Raw genomic sequence first — 18,959 nt, forward strand, 5'->3', positions numbered from 1 at the left:
GCGGGCGCAGACCTTGCGTTTGCAGCGTGCCGGCCTTGCCGGATTTGGCCACACGCCCGCGTGGGTCCGCGGCGGCCCCGGCCGCGACCGCTGCCCAAGTCCCGTCCGGACCGGTCGCAGCCCGGGATGCGGGGCTCCGCCGGTCGGCCCGGCCGCCCCGGGTTTTGCTCGCCCCGCCGCGATCGGCGACAATGCGGCCCCCTCGCGCCCGCTCCGGCCCCCGGCCGTGCGTCCGCGCGGGACGTCTTTCACTCCCCTCGGTGACGCATGAATTTCCACGAATATCAGGCAAAGCAACTGTTTGCCGACTACGGCATCGCAGTGCCGGCCGGGCGCGTTGCGCGCACTCCCGAAGAGGCCGTCGCGGCGGCCAAGGCCATCCCGGGCGACCTGTGGGTGGTCAAGGCCCAGATCCACGCGGGCGGCCGCGGCAAGGCCGGCGGCGTCAAGCTGGCCAAGAACTTCGACGAAGTGAAGCAGTACGCCCAGGCCATGCTGGGCACCAAGATGGAGACCTACCAGTCGGCCGGCGTCGCCCTGCCGATCGATACGGTGCTGATTTCCGAAGGCACCGACATCGCCAAGGAGCTGTACCTGTCGGTCCTGGTCGACCGCTCGACCAAGTCGGTCACCTTCATCGCCTCGGCCGAAGGCGGCGTGGAGATCGAGAAGGTCGCCGAGGAGACCCCGGAGGCGATCAAGACCATCCACGTCAACTACGTGCAGGGCCTGCAGGCCTACCAGTGCCGCGAGCTCGCGTTCGACCTGGGCCTCAACGCCAAGCAGGCCGGCCAGCTGACCAAGATCATGCTGGGCCTGTACAAGCTGTTCAACGAGAAGGACCTGGCGCTGGTCGAACTGAACCCGCTGGCGATCCTCACCAACGGCGACCTCGCCGTGCTCGACGGCAAGGTCAACAGCGACGACAACGCGACCTTCCGCCACAAGGATCTCGCCGACATGCGCGATATCCGCCAGGAAGACGAGACCGAGGTCAAGGCCAGCCAGCACGACCTCAACTACGTCACCATGGACGGCAACATCGGCTGCATGGTCAACGGCGCCGGCCTGGCCATGGCCACCATGGACGTCATCCAGCTGGAAGGCGGCTCGCCGGCCAACTTCCTCGACGTCGGCGGCGGCGCCACCAAGGAGCGCGTGACCGAGGCGTTCAAGCTCATCCTGAGCTCGGACAAGGTCAAGGCGATCTTCGTCAACATCTTCGGCGGCATCGTCCGCTGCGACATGATCGCCGAGGGCATCATCGCCGCGGTCAAGGAAGTCGACGTCAAGGTGCCGGTGATCGTGCGTCTTGAAGGCACCAATGTGGAAGCCGGCAAGGAACTGCTGAAGAACTCGGGTCTGGCCATCACCCCGGCCGACAACATCAACGATGGCGCGAAGAAGGCGGTTGCCGCCGTCGCCGGCGCCTAAGAACAGACGCAGCGGCCTGCCCCGCGCCTAGCCCCTTGAGTCAAGGGGCGACCTCGACGCGAAGCGGCGAGGTGGGGATGTGGAGGCATGCGCCGCGGACGCCGACGCAGTCGGCGCCCGTTCTGTCCGAAGACGCCCAACAACACGTTTGCAGGGACTTACCAAAATGTCCGTTTTGATCAACAAGAACACCAAGGTGATCGTGCAGGGCTTCACCGGCTCGCAGGGCACCTTCCACGCCGAGCAGATGCTCGAGTACGGCACCAAGGTCGTCGGCGGCGTGACCCCGGGCAAGGGCGGCACCCAGCACCTGGGCCTGCCGGTCTTCAACACCGTGCGCGACGCCGTCGAAGAGACCGGCGCCGACGCCTCGGTGATCTACGTGCCGCCGCCGTTCGCGGCCGACGCGATCCTGGAAGCGGCCGACGCCGGCATCAAGGTCATCGTGTGCATCACCGAGGGCATCCCGGTGCTGGACATGCTGCGGGTCAAGAACACCCTCAACGGCTACGACGACGTCGTGCTGGTCGGTCCGAACTGCCCCGGCGTCATCACTCCGGGCGAGTGCAAGATCGGCATCATGCCGGGCCACATCCACAAGCCGGGCGTGATCGGCATCGTCTCGCGCTCGGGCACGCTGACCTATGAAGCGGTCAAGCAGACCACCGACGTGGGCCTGGGCCAGTCGACCTGCATCGGCATCGGCGGAGACCCGATCAACGGCACCAACTTCATCGACGCGCTGAAGTGGTTCCAGGACGACCCGCAGACCGAAGGCATCATCATGGTCGGCGAGATCGGCGGTTCGGCCGAGGAAGAAGCGGCCGAGTTCATCGCCCAGTACGTGACCAAGCCGGTGGTCGGCTTCATCGCCGGCGCCTCGGCGCCGAAGGGCAAGCGCATGGGCCACGCCGGCGCGATCGCCTCGGGCGGTTCGGGCACGGCCGAAGGCAAGTTCGCGGCGATGGAAAAGGCCGGCGTCACCACGGTCAAGTCGCCGGGCGACCTGGGCGCGGCGATCGCCAAGCGTCTGGGCAAGTAAGTTCAACGTCCGGGCCGGAGGTTTCGGCCCGAAGCTGGAAAAAGCCGCCTTCGGGCGGCTTTTTCTTTGTGTGTCACAGAAGTGCTACAGTGGCGTCCGACCCGCCTTGCGGAGACGCCCGATGTCCACCACCACCATCCGCCTCAGCGACGAGCTGAAGTCGCGCATCGCCGACGCCGCCGAACGCGCCGGCACCACGCCGCATGGCTTCATCCTCGGCGCGCTGGAGGAGAAGGTCGGCGAGGCCGAGCGCCGCGCGCAATTCCTGGACGAGGCGCAGGCGCGCTGGCGCAGTTTCGTCGCCGACGGACAGGCCCTGGAGTGGGGCGACATGCGCGACTATCTCGGTCGCCGCGCGCGCGGCGAGAACGCGTCGCCGCCAGCGAAGAAGCCCTTCGGGCGCAAGCCGTGACCCGAATCGTCCTGGCGCCCGCGGTGGCCGAGGACTTCGCCCGGATTCTCGATCATCTAGACCGCCACGATGCGGCAAGGCGCGAGCAGCGCATCGACGGCATCCTGCGAGCGATCGACGTACTGAGCGACAATCCGCTGATCGGCCGGCCGGCCGAAGCGGAACTGCGCGAACTGGTCATCGGCCGCGACGTCAGCGGCTATGTGGCGCTGTACCGCTACCTGAGCGAATTCGATACTGTCCTGATCCTGGCGATCCGGGCCCAGCGCGAAGCCGGTTACGCGCAGCCCTGAGCGCAGCGAGTTTCCGATCCGGCGCGGACCACACGGTTCGCGCCGGCTTTCCACTCCCATTTGTGAACGCCGAGTCCCGCATGTCCGCACCCCTGCGCATCGCCCTGGCCCAGTTCGATTTCCCCGTCGGCGCGGTCGACGGCAACGCCGAGCGCATCGCCGCGCTGATCGCGCAGGCGCGCGACGAGCACGGCGCCGACGTGGTGCTGTTCCCGGAGCTGGCGATCAGCGGTTATCCGCCCGAAGACCTGCTGCTGCGTCCGAGCTTCCTCGCCGATTGCCAGGCCGCGCTGGAACGGGTGGCCGCGGCGACGCACGGCATCGTCGCCGTGGTCGGCTGGCCGCAGGCGGCCGGGGCGGTGGTCTACAACGCAGCCAGCGTGCTGCGCGGCGGCCGCATCGAGGCGACCTATCGCAAGCGCGAACTGCCCAACTATGCGGTGTTCGACGAGCGCCGCTACTTCGACGTCGACCCCGACGGCGAAGCGGTCGTGTTCGACGTCAAGGGCGTGCAGGTCGGCGTGGTGATCTGCGAGGACCTGTGGTTCGCCGAACCGCTGGCGGCGACGGCGAAGGCCGGCGCGAGCCTGGTGCTGGTGCCCAACGCCTCGCCGTTCGAGCGCGACAAGCACGCCCAGCGCGACGCGCTGCTGGACCTGCGCGCGCGCGAGACCGGCGTGGCCCTGGCCTATCTCAACGTGGTCGGCGGCCAGGATGCGCTGGTGTTCGACGGCGCTTCGGTGCTGGCCGACGGCGACGGCAACGTGCATGCGGCCGCGGCGGCGTTCGAGGATCACTGGCTGGTCGCCGACTACGACGACGCCAGCCGGCGCTTCGTGCCGGTGTCGTGGCCGGTCGAGCACGAGGAAAGCCGCGATGCGCTGGCCTGGCGCGCGGTGGTGCGCGGCACCCGCGATTACTGCCGCAAGAACGGTTTCGAGAAAGTCTGGCTGGGCCTGTCGGGCGGCATCGATTCCTCGCTGGTGATGGCGATCGCGGTCGATGCGCTGGGCGCGGAGAACGTGGTCGCGGTGCGCATGCCCTCGCGCTACACCGCCGACCTGTCCAACGACCTGGCCGCCGAGCAGTGCGCGAGCCAGGGCGTGCGCTTGCTGGCGCTGCCGATCGAGGCGCCGTTCCAGGGCTTCCTCGACACCCTGGCCGAGGCCTTCGCCGGCAAGCCGGTGGACGTGACCGAGGAGAACCTGCAGTCGCGCACCCGCGGCGCGCTGATGATGGCGATGAGCAACAAGTTCGGCGGCCTGCTGCTGACCACCGGCAACAAGAGCGAATACGCGGTCGGCTACGCCACCATCTACGGCGACATGTGCGGCGGCTACGCGCCGATCAAGGACCTGTACAAGACCGAGGTGTTCGCGCTGGCGCGCTGGCGCAACGCGGTCGCCGGCTCGCCGGTGATCCCGTGGGCGGTGATCGACCGGCCGCCGTCGGCGGAGCTGCGCGAGAACCAGAAGGACCAGGATTCGCTGCCGCCGTACGACGTGCTCGACGCGATCCTGCTGCGCTACGTCGACCAGGAGCAGTCGCGCGAGGAGATCGTCGCCGCCGGGTTCGAAGCCGCGACCGTCGACCGGGTGCTGCGGCTGGTGCGGATCAGCGAATGGAAGCGGCACCAGGCGGCGCCAGGGCCGAAGGTGTCGCGGCGCGCGTTCGGGCGCGAGCGGCGCTATCCGATCACCAATCGCTATTCCGGCTGACGTCGCTGCCGCGGCCGTGGCGTACTCGCGTCTGTTCGCGCCGCTCCTGCAGGTCGCCACGGCCATAAACGAAAACGCCGCCCGGAGGCGGCGTTTTCGTTTGCGGCGAAGGCGGGAGGCTTACTCGCCCTTGCCCGCCTGCTCGGCGCGCTTGGCTTCGAGCTTGTCGCGGTTGTCCACCGCCGAGCGCTCGCCCGCGAACGGGTTGAGCTTGCGCAGGTTGCTCGGGTAGTCCGGCCAGTCGCCGGTCAGCGCCGGGTGGCCGGCGTCGTTCTGCTGCAGCACGCGCTTGGCGTCGGCGGCCAGGGTCGGGTTGGCCAGACCTTCGTAGGACTTCATCAGCACCGCCACCGCGTCGTTCTGGTAGCCGCTCTGCGGGTAGGTCTCGAGCAGGTACTTGGCGCGGTCGGCGGCGGCCACGTAGGCGGTGCGGCGCAGGTAGTACAGCGAGACGTCGAGCTCGTGGCGGGCGAAGGTGTCGCGCAGCACGATCATGCGCTTGCGCGCGTCCTGCGCGTAGCGGCTGTTCGGGTAGCGCTCGACCACGATCTGGAAGTCGTTGTAGGCCTGCATCGGCGTGGCCAGGTCGCGGCGGCTCACGTCCAGGCGCCAGACCTTCTGCAGGAATACGGTGTCGCGGCTGGAATTGACCAGGCCGCGCAGGTAGTACAGGTAGGCGATGTTGCGGTGGGTCGGGTAGGTGCGGATGAAGCGGTCGATGCTGCTGATCGCGTCGTCGTGCTTGCCCGACTTGTACTGGGCGTACGCGGTCTCGATCAGGGCCTGCTCGGTGTAGGGGCCGTACGGGTACTGGGCGACCAGGCGCTTGAAGCTGAGCTCGGCCGAGGCCCAGTTGCCGTTGGTCATCGACTTGTGGGCCTTCTCGTAGATGGCCTCGACCGGCTGGCCCTCGTCGGCGTCCTTGTTCTTCTTGAACATCTTGCCGACCCGCGAGCAGCCAGTGCCGGCCACGGCGACGATCAGCAGCAGGGACACCAGGCGCACGACGGCGCGGGACGGGGTGGAACGTTCGGTCATGGCAGGCATCGACAGGCGCCGGAGGCACGAAGAGCCGATAATAGCAGTCCGCGGGTCCGAGCCCTTAACCGGACCCGTCTTCCCTCACTCACCCCCGAAGCCGCGATGACCGACTCCCGCCAGACCCTGACCGCGACCGTGCCCGACGCCGCCGCCGGCCGCCGCTTCGACGCGGTCCTGGCCGAACTGTTCCCCGATTACTCGCGTTCGCGCCTGGCCGCCTGGATCAAGTCCGGCGACGCCCGCCTGAACGGCCGCGAGGCGCGCCCGCGCGACCCGGTCCAGGGCGGCGAGGCGGTCGAATTGAACGTGGTCCTGGACACCCAGACCCACGCCGTGGCCGAGGACATCGCCCTGGACGTGCTGTACGAGGACGCCGAGGTGATCGTGCTCGACAAGCCGGCCGGGCTGGTCGTCCACCCCGGCGCCGGCAACTCCGCCGGCACCCTGGTCAACGCCCTGCTGCACCGCGACCCGTCGCTGGCCGCGCTGCCGCGCGCCGGCATCGTCCACCGCCTCGACAAGGACACCTCCGGGGTCATGGTGGTCGCGCGGACCCTGCCGGCGCACATCTCGCTGGTCGATCAATTGTCCGCGCGCGAGGTCCACCGCCAGTACCTGGCCGTGGTGGTCGGCGCGCTGGTCTCCGGCGGCACCGCCAACGCCGCGATCGACCGCCACCCGCGCGACCGCCTGCGCATGGCGGTGCGCGAGGACGGCCGCGAGGCGGTCACCCACTTCCGCCTGCGCGAGCGTTTCCGCGCCCACACCCTGCTGGAATGCCGCCTGGAAACCGGGCGCACCCACCAGATCCGCGTGCACATGCAGCACCTCAAGCACCCCATCGTCGGCGACCCGCTGTACGGCGGCCCGCTCAAGCTGCCCAAGGGCGCGAGCGATTCGCTGGTCGAGACCCTGCGCGGCTTCAAGCGCCAGGCGCTGCACGCCGAGACTTTGGAGTTCGTCCACCCGATCAGCGGCGAACCGGTGCGCTGCACCGCGCCGGTGCCGGCCGACATGCTGCAGTTGGTCGCCGAACTGCGCGAGGATTCGCGCGCCGCGGCCGAGGCCGGGCGGTGACCGAGCCCACGGCGAATCCTTGGATCGACGCCGACTGGCCGGTGCCGCCGGGCGTGCGCGGCTTCGCCACGGTGCGCCGCGGCCTGGGCGTGTCGCAGGCGCCGTTCGACGCGTTCAACCTCGGCACGCTCTACGGCGAGCAGCGCGACGATCCGGCCGCGGTGCGGCGCAACCGCGAACTGCTGGCGCAGGCCGCCGGCCTGCCGTCGGCGCCGCGCTGGCTGCATCAGGTGCACGGCGCCGGGGTGGTCCGCTTCGACGGCGAATCCGCCGCGGGCGATGCCGGCGGCGGCGAACCCGAGGCCGACGCCGCGGTGACCTCGACGCCCGGCACGGTGCTGGCGATCCTCACCGCCGACTGCCTGCCGGTGCTGTTCGCCGCGGACGACGGCAGCGAAGTCGGCGCCGCCCACGCCGGTTGGCGCGGGCTCGCCGACGGCGTGCTCGAAGCCACGGTCGCGGCGATGCGCAGCGAGCCCGCGCGCCTGCGCGCCTGGCTCGGCCCGGCCGCCGGGCCGCAGCGCTACGAGATCGGCGCGGAGGTGCGCGACGCGTTCCTCGCCGTCGATGCCGCGGCCGAAACCGCGTTCGCCGCGACCCGGCCCGGCCACTGGCGGGTCGACCTGTACGCGCTGGCGCGGCAGCGGCTGGCGCGCGCCGGCCTGCGCGCCGACCATATCCACGGCGGCGGCTTGTGCACGATTTCCGAACCCGACCGCTTTTTCTCCCACCGCCGCGACCGCCGCACCGGCCGCATGGCGACTCTTGTCTGGATGCAAACACGATGACGTACCCCAAGGCCCAACGGACGGTCCTGTTGCTTTCGCTGTCCCTCGCCGCGGCGTTCGGCGCCGCGCCCTTCGGCGCGCGCGCCGACGACGGTTGCGGCGGGCGTTCCTACGACTTGCTGCTGGCCGCCTATCCCGGCGCGGACAGCGTGACCGGCGACGAGGGCGAATTCCTGCGCACCGCGGGTTCGCCCAAGCGCTGGATCAAGCTCGACGACGTCGCCTGCAAGGTCTGGCCGGCCGCGCCCGGCAAGACCCTGCTGGCGGTGCGCCTGCGCCACGACGAGGCCAGCGGCGACGTCGACACCGCCGATCTGGAGGTGCTGGTGGCCGACTCGGCCAAGCCGCGCATCCTGCAGCGCTACCGCGAGCGCGAGCCGCTGGTCTCCGACGCGATGCGGATCTCCTCGGTGACCTTGGACACCGCGCGCTATCGCCTCAACGAGGCCACCACCGCGTTCGGCGTGCGCGTGACCTACAGCGGCTCGTCGCGGGTCAATCCGTACGAAAACACGGTGCTGAGCCTGTACGCCGCCGACGGCGACGCGCTGCGGCCGGTGCTGAGCAACCTAGAGGTGTCGCTGGATCGCGGCGAATGGGACGGCAACTGCACCGGCGAGTTCGAGAGCGTGCAGCGCACCGTCGCCATCGACGCCAAGCGCGACCACGGCTATGCCGGCTTGCGGATCGACACGGTGTCGCAGGCGCGCCGCAACGCGTCCCAGAACGACGACTGCGAAGACATCTCCGCGCCCAAGCGCAAGAGCAGCCAGCGCCTGGGATTCGACGGGCGCCAGTACGCGGTTCCCCGCGAACTGCGCGGGCTGTAGTGGGCGCAGCCATGACCAACCCTTCGCGCGACGCGTCGCGGCTCGGCGCGCGCGAGGGTCTGTACCCGCGCGTGCTCGGCGTGCGCTTCGTATTGTTGCCGCGCACGCTGCGGCTGATGCACGGACGCAGCGGCCGGCAGACCTATCGCGGCGAGGCCAAGGTCGAGCGCGGCAGCGGCCTGTGGTCGCGGCTGTTCGCGCGCATCGTCCGCCTGCCCGCGGCGTATGCCGGTCCGATCGAGGTCGAAGTCGTGGCCGGCCCGCGCGGCGAGACCTGGACCCGGCGTTTCGGCAAGTCCAGGATGCGCTCGCGCCTGGCCGGGCGCGACGGACTGGTGCTGGAACGCCTGGGCCCGATGCGCTTCGCGTTCGCCCTGGAACCGGTCGGCGAGGCGCCCGAAGCGGCGCTGGCGCGCACGGTGTCGGCGCACACCGGCGATTCGATCACGGTCTCGTCGGCGGCGCTGCCGGCGGCGGCGATGGGCGCGCCGACGAGCTACGGCATCGCCGGACAGGCGGACGAGGACGGCATCGGCAACGAACCCGGCCTGGTCTGGCGCCTGATGCGGGTGCGCGCCTTCGGCCTGCCGCTGCCGGCGGGCTGGTTCGCGCGCGTGCAGGCGCGCGAGTTCGAACGCGAGGGGCGCTATCACTTCGAGGTGGATGCGCAGCTGCCGGGCGTGGGCTTGCTGGTGCGCTATCGCGGCTGGCTCGACGTCGGCGAGTGAGCGGGGTATGGGATGCGAGGTGTGGATGCGGGGTGCGGGGTGCGGGGTGCGGATGCGAGATACGTTGTGGACCGCGCATTCCTCCCCGATCCGTCATTCCGGCGAACGCCGGAATCCATCTTGACGTTGCTCTTGGCCTTCGACCGTTGCCCGCGCAGGAGCAAGATCAAGATGGATTCCGGCGTTCGCCGGAACGACCGGGTAGGTGGTTTCGGCGGGGCTGCGTCGCTCCGGTCGGCTTTTGCCGGAATGACGGGGCAGGTGCGGGGCTTCGGGATGGGTGCGGCGGGGCTGCGCGACTTCGGTTGGCATAAGCCGATAACCCATCCATCGCCGCGAAAACGCCCCGGCGCCTTCGATTGCCGGCACACTCACGGTTGCGAATGGATTGCAGGCTTGGCCGGCACGGATGCGTCCCTTCCGCGTTGCCTTTTGCGAGTACTGCCGATGCGTTTCAAACGCCTTGTTTCGATAGGGTTTCGTCCTGGCCTTGCGGACGTGGCCGCGTTGAGTCGTTGGTCGAGGACTGGCTGGGTGGACGGGGGACGCGGACGGTGAACGTCGAATCGAGAAAGTCGCAGCGCTCGTGGATCGTCGCCGGCGACCTCAACGGCTTCTTCGGCCTGGTCGTCGACAACCTGTCGATCCTCGGCTTCATCGCCGCGGCCCTGATCGGCATCTTCGGCTTCCCGGCCGAGGTCATCTACACCCGCATGTTCCCCGGCACCGCGTTCGGCGTGCTGGTCGGCAATCTGATCTACACCGCGATGGCGCGGCGCCTGGCCGCGCGCAGCGGCCGCGACGATGTCACCGCGATGCCGCTGGGCCTCGACGCGCCGACCAGCATCGGCATGGCACTGCTGGTGCTCGGCCCGGCCTTCGTCGGCTTCAAGCAGGCCGGCCTGGACGAGGCCGCCGCGGCCGACGCGACCTGGAAGCTCGGCATGGCTTCGCTGGTGGTGATGGGCGCGCTGAAGTTCGCGCTGTCCTTCGCCGGCGACGCGGTGACGCGGATGATTCCGCGCGCCGGCCTGCTCGGTTCGATCGCCGGCACCGCGCTGGTGCTGATGGGCTTCCTGCCGCTGATCGAGACGCTGCGTTCGCCGCTGGTCGGGTTCATGACCCTCGGTTTGCTGCTGTACGTGCTGGTCGCGAAGGGCAGGCTGCCGGTGAAGCTGCCGGGGGTGTTCGTCGCGTTCGTGTTCGGCACTGTGTTGTTCTACGGCTTCGGGGCGGTTGGGTTGGGAGCGCCGGGCTTCCATTGGCCGACCCCGCAGCCGCTGCAACTCGTGCTGCCGCTGCCGACCCTGGGCTTCATCGAAGGCCTGCCGCACACCGTGCCGTTCCTGCCGCTGCTGCTGCCGTTCGGCCTGCTGATGATCGTCGGCGGCATCAACGTCAGCGAAAGCGCGCGCGCGGCCGGCGACGATTACCGCACCCGCGACATCTTGCTGGCCGAGGCGTTCTCGACCTTGGTCGCCGGCTTCGTCGGCGGCGTCGCCCAGACCACGCCGTACATCGGCCAGCCCGCGTACAAGCACATGGGCGCGCGCAGCGGCTACACCCTGCTGACCGGCTTGTTCATCGGCCTGGGCGGCATCCTCGGCGTCGTCTCGGGGCTGGTGCAGTGGCTGCCGCTGGCGGTGCTGGCGCCGATCATCGTCTACGTCGCGCTCGACATCACCACCCAGGCGTTCCAGGCCACCCCGGCCAAGCATGCCACCGCGATGGTGTTCGGCTTCCTGCCGCCGATCGCCTACATGCTGTCGATCAAGACCGGCAACCCGGCCTGGATCGATCCGGCCCGCCACGCCGAGCTGACCGGCGCGCTCGACGGCCACGGCCTGCCGGAACTGGCGGTGATCGTGACCCTCGGCAACGGCTTCATCATGACCTCGATGATCTGGACTTCGGCGGTCGCGGCGATGGTCGACGGCCGCCTGCGCCGCGCCGCGGCGTTCCTGCTCGGCGGCGCCGCGCTGGCGCTGTTCGGGATCATCCACTCGGTCGATCCGCGCGGCGGCGTGTACCTGCCGTGGGCGCTGGAGGGGCTGCAGAAGGTCATCGCCTGGCAGTTCATCGGCGCCTACCTGGGGCTGGCGGCCTTGCTGATCCTGCTGTCCCTGCAGCGCGACCCGGTCGCGCCGCCGCCGCAGGCTTGAGAGCGGCCGCGCGCGGCCCCAGATTTTCTTTTCCCTCACACCGGCCCACGCCATGTCCCTGCAGAACGAACTCAACGCCGTGCCCGGCGTGACCGCGCAACCCGAGGCCGCGACCCGCGACTTCGTGTTCAACCACACCATGCTGCGGATCAAGGACCCGGCCGCCTCGCTGGACTTCTACACCCGCGTGCTCGGCTTCACCCTGGTGCGCAAGCGCGACTTCATTGATGCCAAGTTCAGCCTGTACTTCCTGGTGCTGGTCAACGACCCTTCGCAGATCCCGGCCGAGGAACCGGCGCGCGGGCAGTGGCTGCTGAGCCAGCGCGGCGTGCTCGAACTGACCCACAACCACGGCACCGAGAACGACGCGGACTTCGCCTACCACCACGGCAACAGCGACCCGCGCGGCTTCGGCCACATCTGCGTGTCGGTGCCGGACGTGGAAGCGGCCTGCGCGCGCTTCGAGCAGCTCGGCGTGGCGTTCCAGAAGCGGCTCACCGACGGGCGCATGAAGGACATCGCCTTCATCAAGGACCCGGACGGCTACTGGGTCGAGATCCTGCAGCCGACTTCGCGGGTGTGAAGCGGCGGGACCGGGGACCTGGGACCCGGGACCCGTAGAGCAAGCCTTTGCGGTTGCTGTTGCCGGTCCCCGTCCCGGCTTGAGGCATCCGCCAATGGGGCGAAATCTTGCAGCCGACGTCGCGGGTTTGAAGCGGCGGGACCGGGGACCCGTAAAGCAAGCAGTTGCTGATGCCGGTCCCGGGTCCCTGGTCCCCGGTACCGGCTTGAAACACCCGCCAAAGCCCGCATTAACAGCCCATTCGCGGCCCGTTCGGCAGACTCGCGCGGCAGCCGCCACCTACCTTTCGGAGAACCCTCCATGCGGATGGACAAGCTGACCTCGCGCTTCCAGCAGGCTTTGCAGGACGCGCAGTCGCTGGCGGTCGGGCGCGACCACAGCGTGATCGAACCGGCGCACCTGCTGACCGCCTTGCTCGACCAGAGCGGCGGCAGCACCCGGCCGTTGCTGGCCCAGTCCGGCGTCAACGTGCCGCTGCTGCGCGAGCGCCTCGGCGAGGCGCTGGAAAAGCTGCCCAAGGTCAGCGGCCAGGCCGGCAACGTGTCGCTCGGCAACGACCTGGCGCGGCTGCTCAACGTCACCGACAAACTGGCGCAGCAACGCAACGACGCGTTCATCGCCAGCGAACTGTTCCTGCTCGCCGCGCTCGACGACGGCGGCGACGCCGGCCGCGCGCTCAAGGCCGCGGGCGCGACCAAGGCCAAGCTCGAGCCGGCCATCGACAAACTGCGCGGAGGCGAGAGCGTGCAATCGGAAAACGCCGAAGACCAGCGCCAGGCGCTGGAAAAGTACTGCATCGACCTGACCGCGCGCGCCGAGAACGGCAAGCTCGATCCGGTGGTCGGCCGCGACGAGGAGATCCGCCGCACCATCCAGGTGCTGCAGCGCCGGACCAAGAACAACCCGGTGCTGATCGGCGAGCCCGGCGTCGGCAAGACCGCGATCGTCGAAGGCCTAGCCCAGCGCATCGTCAACAACGAGGTGCCCGAGGGCCTGCGCGGCAAGCGCGTGCTCTCGCTCGACATGGGCGCGCTGATCGCCGGCGCCAAGTTCCGCGGCGAGTTCGAGGAGCGGCTCAAGGCCGTGCTCAACGACCTGTCCAAGAACGAAGGCCAGGTGATCCTGTTCATCGACGAGCTGCACACCATGGTCGGCGCCGGCAAGGCCGAGGGCGCGATGGACGCGGGAAATATGCTCAAGCCCGCGCTGGCGCGCGGCGAGCTGCACTGCATCGGCGCGACCACGCTCGACGAATACCGCAAGTACGTGGAGAAGGACGCCGCGCTGGAGCGCCGCTTCCAGAAGGTGTTCGTCGGCGAGCCGACGGTCGAGGACACCATCGCGATCCTGCGCGGGCTCAAGGAGCGCTACGCGGTGCACCACGGCGTGGAGATCACCGACCCGGCCATCGTCGCCGCGGCGACGCTCTCGCACCGCTACATCGCCGACCGCCAGCTGCCCGACAAGGCCATCGACCTGATGGACGAGGCGGCCTCGCGCATCCGCATGGAGATCGATTCCAAGCCGGAAGAGCTCGACCGCAAGGAGCGCCGGCTGATCCAGCTCAAGATCCAGCGCGAGGCGCTGAAGAAGGAGAAGGACGCCGAATCCAAGCAGCGCCTGGCCGATCTGGAGGCCGAGATCGCCACGCTCGAGCGCGACTTCAACGACCTGGAAGAGGTGTGGAAGGCCGAGAAGGCGACCCTGCACGGCGCGACCAAGATCAAGGAGCAGATCGAGCAGGCCAAGCTCGACCTGGAAGCCGCGCAGCGCACCCAGGACTTCGGCCGCATGAGCGAGATCCAGTACGGCAAGCTGCCGGAGCTGGAGAAGCAGCTCAAGGCCGCGCAGGAAGCCGAGACCCAGGGCTTCAAGCTGCTGCAGGACAAGGTCACCGCCGAGGAGATCGCCGAGGTCGTGGCGCGCTGGACCGGCATCCCGGTGGCGAAGATGCTCGAAGGCGAGCGCGACAAGCTGCTGAAGATGGAGCAGGCCCTGCACGCGCGCGTGGTCGGCCAGGACGAGGCGGTGCGGGTGGTGTCCGACGCGGTGCGGCGTTCGCGCGCCGGCCTGTCCGATCCCAATCGCCCCAGCGGTTCGTTCCTATTCCTCGGCCCGACCGGCGTGGGCAAGACCGAGCTGTGCAAGGCGCTGGCCGAATTCCTGTTCGACTCGTCCGACGCGATGATCCGCATCGACATGAGCGAGTTCATGGAGAAGCACGCGGTCAGCCGTCTGGTCGGCGCGCCTCCGGGCTATGTCGGCTACGAAGAGGGCGGCTACCTCACCGAAGCGGTGCGGCGCCGTCCGTACAGCGTGATCCTGCTCGACGAAGTCGAGAAGGCGCATCCGGACGTGTTCAACATCCTGCTGCAGGTGCTCGACGACGGCCGCCTGACCGACGGCCAGGGCCGCACCGTGGATTTCCGCAACACGGTGATCGTGATGACCTCGAACCTGGGCTCGCAGATGATCCAGGAGCTCAGCAACGACAACACGCCGGAGGCCTACACCCAGATGAAGGCGGCGGTGATGGGCGTGGTCCAGACCCACTTCCGTCCGGAGTTCATCAACCGCCTCGACGACATCGTGGTGTTCCATCCGCTGGAAAAGAGCCAGATCCGCGAGATCGCCAAGATCCAGCTGCACGGTCTGGAGAAGCGCCTGGCCGAGCGTGGCTTGAAGCTGTCGTTGAGCGAGGCGGCGCTGACGTTGATCGGCAACGTCGGTTTCGACCCGGTCTACGGCGCGCGGCCGCTCAAGCGCGCGGTCCAGCAGCAGATCGAGAATCCGCTGGCGCAGAAGATCCTCAGCGGCGAGTTCGTCAACGGCGATACGATCCAGGTCGATGCCGCGGGTGGGCATCTGGTGTTCGCCAAGGGCTGAGGCTCTTCGGTTGTGAGGCAAACGAAAACGGCCCGCGATGCGGGCCGTTTTTTTGGCATCGGCGCGATCGCGCCCGAAGGGTCAAAGCAGCGGCGCGACCTGCAGCAGCGCCCAGACCGCGCCGGGCAGGTACAGCAGCGCGGCGATCGCCAGCGGCCGGGCGCGCAGCAACGGGCGGCGCGGCGCGGCGCACAGCGACAGTCCCGCGCAGAGGATCGACAGCGCGGGCAGCGCGAACAACGCCCAATCCAGCGCGTAGACCGCGATCTCGCCGCGTGCGTCGCGCAGGTGCTGGCGCAGCGGCAGGGGATCGGTGCGGCGCAGGTCGCGGTCGAGATGGATGGATTCGCCGCTGCTGTCGACCAGCCACCATCCGCCGGCGTCGTCGGACGCGAACATGCGGCTGGCCAGGCCCTGTGGCCATCGCGCCACGGCCGGCAGGGCCGCCATCGCCTCGATCGTGGGCCGCCGCGCATCGGTGACATGGACGCGGTCGCGCTCGTCGGTGTACCAGGTGAGCGTGCGCGCGCCGGCCCGCTCGGTGATCGCGCGCAGCGAAGGTTCGGCCCATTGCGCGAGCCGCTGCGGCGCGACATCGACGATGAAGCGTTCCTGGCGCACCGTCCGCATGCCGTCCCAGGGCGCCGGCGCGGCCAGCGTGGGCTTGCCGTCGGCGCCGATCGCGGGGGTGTCGCCGCGGCCGAGCGAGAGGCCGATCGGCGAACGCAGCCGGCCGTGCGCGACCAGGTCGAGGTCGAGATCTTCGAGCGTGCGCCCGGGGAACGCCGGCGCGACCGGTTCGCCGCCTTCGGCATGCGCGCGGCCGGCGTACTCGAACACCCAGCGCGCGCCGGCGCGGTAGGCGATCGGTGGAGTCGGGCAGTCCGCGCCGCAGGCCCGGACCGCGATGCGTTCCTGCCTGCCTGCATCGTCGAATCCGACCACCTTGACCGGTCCGCGCAGGCCGTGAGGGTCTTGCCCGGTCAGCGGCACCAGCGCGAGTTCGAGCCGGTCGCCGACCCAGGCCGCGGCGAGGTAACGGACGCGGCCGAGTTTTTCCGGTGCGCGCGCCCAGCCGTCGGCGCCGGCGATGCCGACGAAGGCGTCGCCCTCGACGGCCCGCTGGAACACCAAGGCCAGCCGCCGCCCGGGCCCGGGCGACAGGCCCAGGGTCAGCGGCGCTTCGCCGCCGTCCGCCAGCGGCCAACGCAGCGTGGCCGTTCGTCGCCACGGATCGAGGAAGGCCCAGCCGCTGCCCAGCGCCGGGTCGTGGCAGGGAACGATCGCACCGCCGTTCCACAGCGCCATGTCGAGTTGGACGTCGGCCAGCCGGCAACCGCGGAAGGGATAGCCGCCGGCATCGGCCGGCGCCGGCGGCGAACCGTCGGCCCGCTGCCAGCGCATCGGCTGCGGGCCGGTGACCGGTGCGCTGGCGAGGACCAGCGCCCAGGCGACGGCGGCCAGGGCGAGCGCCGCGAAGAGCAGGGCGGCGACGACCGGGGCGAATGCGCGAGGGCGCGTCGCGGCGGGGTCCGCAGTTCGGGGCGTGGGGTTCATGGCAGCCTTCCGGTCGCGTGGATCGCGCGGTGCGTCTCATTGGACATCGCGCGCAAGCCTGCCGCGACGGACATGGGCCCGGCAACGCCGGCCAGCGCGGCGCCGCCGCCGGGCCGTCGCGGCGGTGCCTGTTTTACCGCCCGATCCGGGCGATTTCGCGCCACCGCGCCGCGCCGCCGGCAAAGCAACGGCGCGCGCCTCGCCGTCCCGGCGCAGGACTCGGCATCAGCGCGCGCCGGCCGCCGCCTTGCGCGGCACGATCCCCAGCGCCTGCTCGATCTCGCCCGGATCGAAGCGCTTGCCGCCCTTGAATACGGCATCGACCTTGCGGATGTCGCGCATGTCCTTGAGCGGGTCGCCGTCGATCAGGACCAGGTCGGCGTACTTGCCCGGCGCGACCGCGCCGCGGTCCTTGTCCACGCCCAGCACCTGCGCCGGCGTCAGCGTCGCCAAGCGCAGCACTTCGGCGTTGGGGATGCCGGCGCGCGCATACGCTTCCAGCTCGGCGTGCAGCATGTAGCCGGCCATCGCGTCGGTGCCGGGCAGGATGGTCACGCCGGCGTCGTGCAGCGCCTTGAGCAGCTTGAGCATGCTCGGGAACGCCTGCTGGTAGGCCTCTTCCTTGCCGTGCGGCGGCTTCAGCGCGCCCCAGCTGAGGTTGCGCCGCGCCTGCGGCGGCAGCCGCTCGGCGACGCCGCGCAGGCCCGGCGGGGTCTTGTCGGTGGGATCGCCGCCGAACAGGTCCTCGCCCAGCGCCATGGTCGGGTCGAGCACGGTGCGGTGGCGCTTGAGGAAGTCGATGAACTCGCGCACCTTCGGCGCTTCGGGCGGGTACTCGTGGGCGTGTTCGGCGACCGCGGTCAGCCGCTTCATGCCCTGGGTGTCCTCGACCTTGGGGTACATGAAGTTCAGCTCGACGTAGATCATGTGCTGCAGTTCGTCGGCGCCGCCCTCGATGAACTGGCGCGCCGACATCGTCGCCGGCACGTGGCCGCTGTAGCGCAGGCCGCGGGCGTGGGCGCGGTCGGCGATCACCGGCACCAGTTCGGGCTTCAGCGAGGAATAGCTCTTGATCTGCATGTAGCCGCGGTCGGCGTAGAAATCCACCGCCTTGACCGCTTCCTCGGGCGTGGACACCAGCATCTTGGTCGGGCCGGCGTAGGGGCCGGGGCCGTCGATGAAGCCGGCCTTGAGCACGCGCGGGCCGATCTCGCTGCCGGCGTCGAAGCGTTCGACGCGTTGCAGGAAGGTGTCGAAGTTGTTGGCGATGTCGCGCGCGCTGGTGACGCCGGCGGCGATGTCGAGCGCGCCGTCCTCGGTGCTGCTGTAGTGCTTGTGCACGTCCCACAGGCCGGGCATCAGGAAGCGGCCGCGCGCGTCGATCGTTTCCGCGCCGCGCGGCGCGCGCACCTGCGCGTCGGGGCCGACGCGGACGATGCGTTCGTTCTCGATCAGCACGCTGGTGCCGGCCTCGACGCTGAGGTCGCGCGGGTCGAACAGGCGCGCGTTGCGGATCAGCAGCGGGCCCTTGGGCGCATGGGTGAGGCGCTGGGCGAAATCGGCGCCCCAGCGCGCGCCGGCGGCTTCCTGCAGCTCGGTCAGTTTCGCCACCGCCGGTTCGAACTCGCGGTCGACGGTGACGAACCAGCCCGAGGCGGCGATGGTCGCGGCGGTGCGGCCGTCCTCGCGCAGCCAGACCATGCGCGGGGTGAAGTCGAGCCCGAGGATGCTGTAGAGCTGCAGCGTGACCGTGCCGTCGCGGCCGGCTATGGGGTATTCGCCGACGCGTTCGATCCGCGCCTCGCCGGCCGGCAACAGCGCGAGCGTGCGCTGCGGCGCCTTGAGCAGGGCGCGGGCGAGCGCGCCGGTGGCTTCCGGGGCGGCCTGCAGCGGCAGGAAGAACGCCGGCGCGGTCAGCGCGCGCTCGCCGCTTTCGCTCGGGTTCTTCCAGCGCGCGCTGCCCGATTCGGCCCGGTAGCTTTCCTCGAACGGGGTCAGCAGGTAGTCGTTGCCGCGGCCGCTGTACTCGCGCAGGGTGCCGTCGTCGTTGAGGCGCCAGCCGGTGCTGCTGCGGTCGCCGCGGCCGCGGTCGGTGTAGTGGAACTCGACCCGGACCGAGCCGTCGTCGGCGGTGGTCACTTTCTGTTCGCCGGCGCTGCGGCCTTGCATCAGCACGGCGTAGTCGCGGGTGGCGGGCGCGGCATGCGCGCTCAAGGCGGCGGCGAGGGCGAGGGACAGCGACAGCAGGGCGATCGGGCGCATCGACGGGCTCCGGGGTGGCGTGCTGGTGGCGGGACGGTACCGATGCGGTATAGCCGATCCGCGCGGCGCGAGGATGTGCCGGCAGTGGGGACTCGCGTGCCGACGGGCGGTCGCCGGCTTTGTCGGAAGGTCTTGTGGGAAGGCTC

The 18,959-nt window shown here is 70.1% G+C and carries 15 protein-coding genes; 12 read left to right on the top strand and 3 right to left on the bottom strand.

Annotation, left to right across the window (positions count from 1 at the left end; translation table 11 throughout):
* Window positions 1-267: 267 nt before the first annotated feature.
* The 5 genes from sucC to JHW41_RS05655 all read left to right on the top strand — a co-directional run bounded on the left by sucC (window position 268) and on the right by JHW41_RS05655 (window position 4,899).
* Window positions 268-1,434 (top strand): ADP-forming succinate--CoA ligase subunit beta, encoded by a 1,167-nt coding sequence (gene sucC / locus JHW41_RS05635; protein WP_057948792.1) that lies wholly within the window; start codon window positions 268-270, stop codon window positions 1,432-1,434.
* Window positions 1,435-1,600: 166 nt separating this feature from the next.
* Complete coding sequence (gene sucD, locus JHW41_RS05640) at window positions 1,601-2,476, top strand: succinate--CoA ligase subunit alpha (RefSeq protein WP_057948791.1); 876 nt, start codon at window positions 1,601-1,603, stop codon at window positions 2,474-2,476.
* Between the two features lie 121 nt (window positions 2,477-2,597).
* The gene (locus JHW41_RS05645; protein ID WP_078998154.1) at window positions 2,598-2,888 is read left to right on the top strand and encodes a CopG family ribbon-helix-helix protein; all 291 of its coding nucleotides are present in this window, start codon (window positions 2,598-2,600) and stop codon (window positions 2,886-2,888) included.
* The gene (locus JHW41_RS05650; protein WP_250449293.1) at window positions 2,885-3,181 is read left to right on the top strand and encodes a type II toxin-antitoxin system RelE/ParE family toxin; all 297 of its coding nucleotides are present in this window, start codon (window positions 2,885-2,887) and stop codon (window positions 3,179-3,181) included. The genes JHW41_RS05645 and JHW41_RS05650 overlap by 4 nt, the downstream gene beginning before the upstream one ends.
* An 80-nt stretch (window positions 3,182-3,261) precedes the next feature.
* Window positions 3,262-4,899 carry an NAD+ synthase gene (locus tag JHW41_RS05655; RefSeq protein WP_250449294.1) on the top strand — a complete coding sequence of 546 codons (1,638 nt, stop codon included), beginning with the start codon at window positions 3,262-3,264 and terminating at the stop codon, window positions 4,897-4,899.
* A 120-nt stretch (window positions 4,900-5,019) separates the two neighbouring features.
* On the opposite strand, the gene JHW41_RS05660 is transcribed toward JHW41_RS05655, so the two are convergent.
* Window positions 5,020-5,937, bottom strand: coding sequence for an outer membrane protein assembly factor BamD (locus JHW41_RS05660; protein ID WP_057948787.1), 918 nt, complete (start codon window positions 5,935-5,937; stop codon window positions 5,020-5,022).
* Between the two features lie 105 nt (window positions 5,938-6,042).
* On the opposite strand from JHW41_RS05660, the gene rluD reads away from it, so the two are divergent.
* The 7 genes from rluD to clpB all read left to right on the top strand — a co-directional run bounded on the left by rluD (window position 6,043) and on the right by clpB (window position 14,994).
* On the top strand, window positions 6,043-7,017 hold the full coding sequence (rluD, locus tag JHW41_RS05665; protein ID WP_250449295.1) for a 23S rRNA pseudouridine(1911/1915/1917) synthase RluD: 975 nt from the start codon (window positions 6,043-6,045) through the stop codon (window positions 7,015-7,017).
* Window positions 7,014-7,805, top strand: a complete 792-nt coding sequence (gene pgeF / locus JHW41_RS05670) for a peptidoglycan editing factor PgeF (RefSeq protein WP_250449296.1) — start codon at window positions 7,014-7,016, stop codon at window positions 7,803-7,805. The genes rluD and pgeF overlap by 4 nt, the downstream gene beginning before the upstream one ends.
* Complete coding sequence (locus tag JHW41_RS05675) at window positions 7,802-8,635, top strand: hypothetical protein (RefSeq protein WP_250449297.1); 834 nt, start codon at window positions 7,802-7,804, stop codon at window positions 8,633-8,635. Before pgeF ends, JHW41_RS05675 begins: the two co-directional genes overlap by 4 nt.
* Before the next feature lie 11 nt (window positions 8,636-8,646).
* Window positions 8,647-9,363 (top strand): DUF4166 domain-containing protein, encoded by a 717-nt coding sequence (locus JHW41_RS05680; RefSeq protein WP_057948783.1) that lies wholly within the window; start codon window positions 8,647-8,649, stop codon window positions 9,361-9,363.
* A gap of 554 nt (window positions 9,364-9,917) precedes the next feature.
* Entirely contained in the window at window positions 9,918-11,525 is a 1,608-nt protein-coding gene (locus JHW41_RS05685) for a hypothetical protein (RefSeq protein ID WP_250449298.1), read from the top strand.
* 52 nt (window positions 11,526-11,577) lie between these two features.
* Entirely contained in the window at window positions 11,578-12,108 is a 531-nt protein-coding gene (gene gloA / locus JHW41_RS05690; RefSeq protein ID WP_078998148.1) for a lactoylglutathione lyase, read from the top strand.
* 300 nt (window positions 12,109-12,408) lie between these two features.
* Window positions 12,409-14,994: an ATP-dependent chaperone ClpB gene (gene clpB / locus JHW41_RS05695; protein WP_250449299.1), complete on the top strand. Its 2,586-nt coding sequence runs from the start codon at window positions 12,409-12,411 to the stop codon at window positions 14,992-14,994.
* An 81-nt stretch (window positions 14,995-15,075) separates the two neighbouring features.
* On the opposite strand, the gene JHW41_RS05700 is transcribed toward clpB, so the two are convergent.
* Both JHW41_RS05700 and JHW41_RS05705 read right to left on the bottom strand, forming a co-directional pair.
* On the bottom strand, window positions 15,076-16,551 hold the full coding sequence (locus tag JHW41_RS05700; RefSeq protein WP_250449300.1) for a hypothetical protein: 1,476 nt from the start codon (window positions 16,549-16,551) through the stop codon (window positions 15,076-15,078).
* Window positions 16,552-16,776: 225 nt separating this feature from the next.
* Complete coding sequence (locus JHW41_RS05705) at window positions 16,777-18,813, bottom strand: amidohydrolase family protein (RefSeq protein ID WP_250449301.1); 2,037 nt, start codon at window positions 18,811-18,813, stop codon at window positions 16,777-16,779.
* Window positions 18,814-18,959: the final 146 nt, after the last annotated feature.

Source organism: Lysobacter enzymogenes (genome assembly GCF_023617245.1).
GTDB lineage: Bacteria > Pseudomonadota > Gammaproteobacteria > Xanthomonadales > Xanthomonadaceae > Lysobacter > Lysobacter yananisis.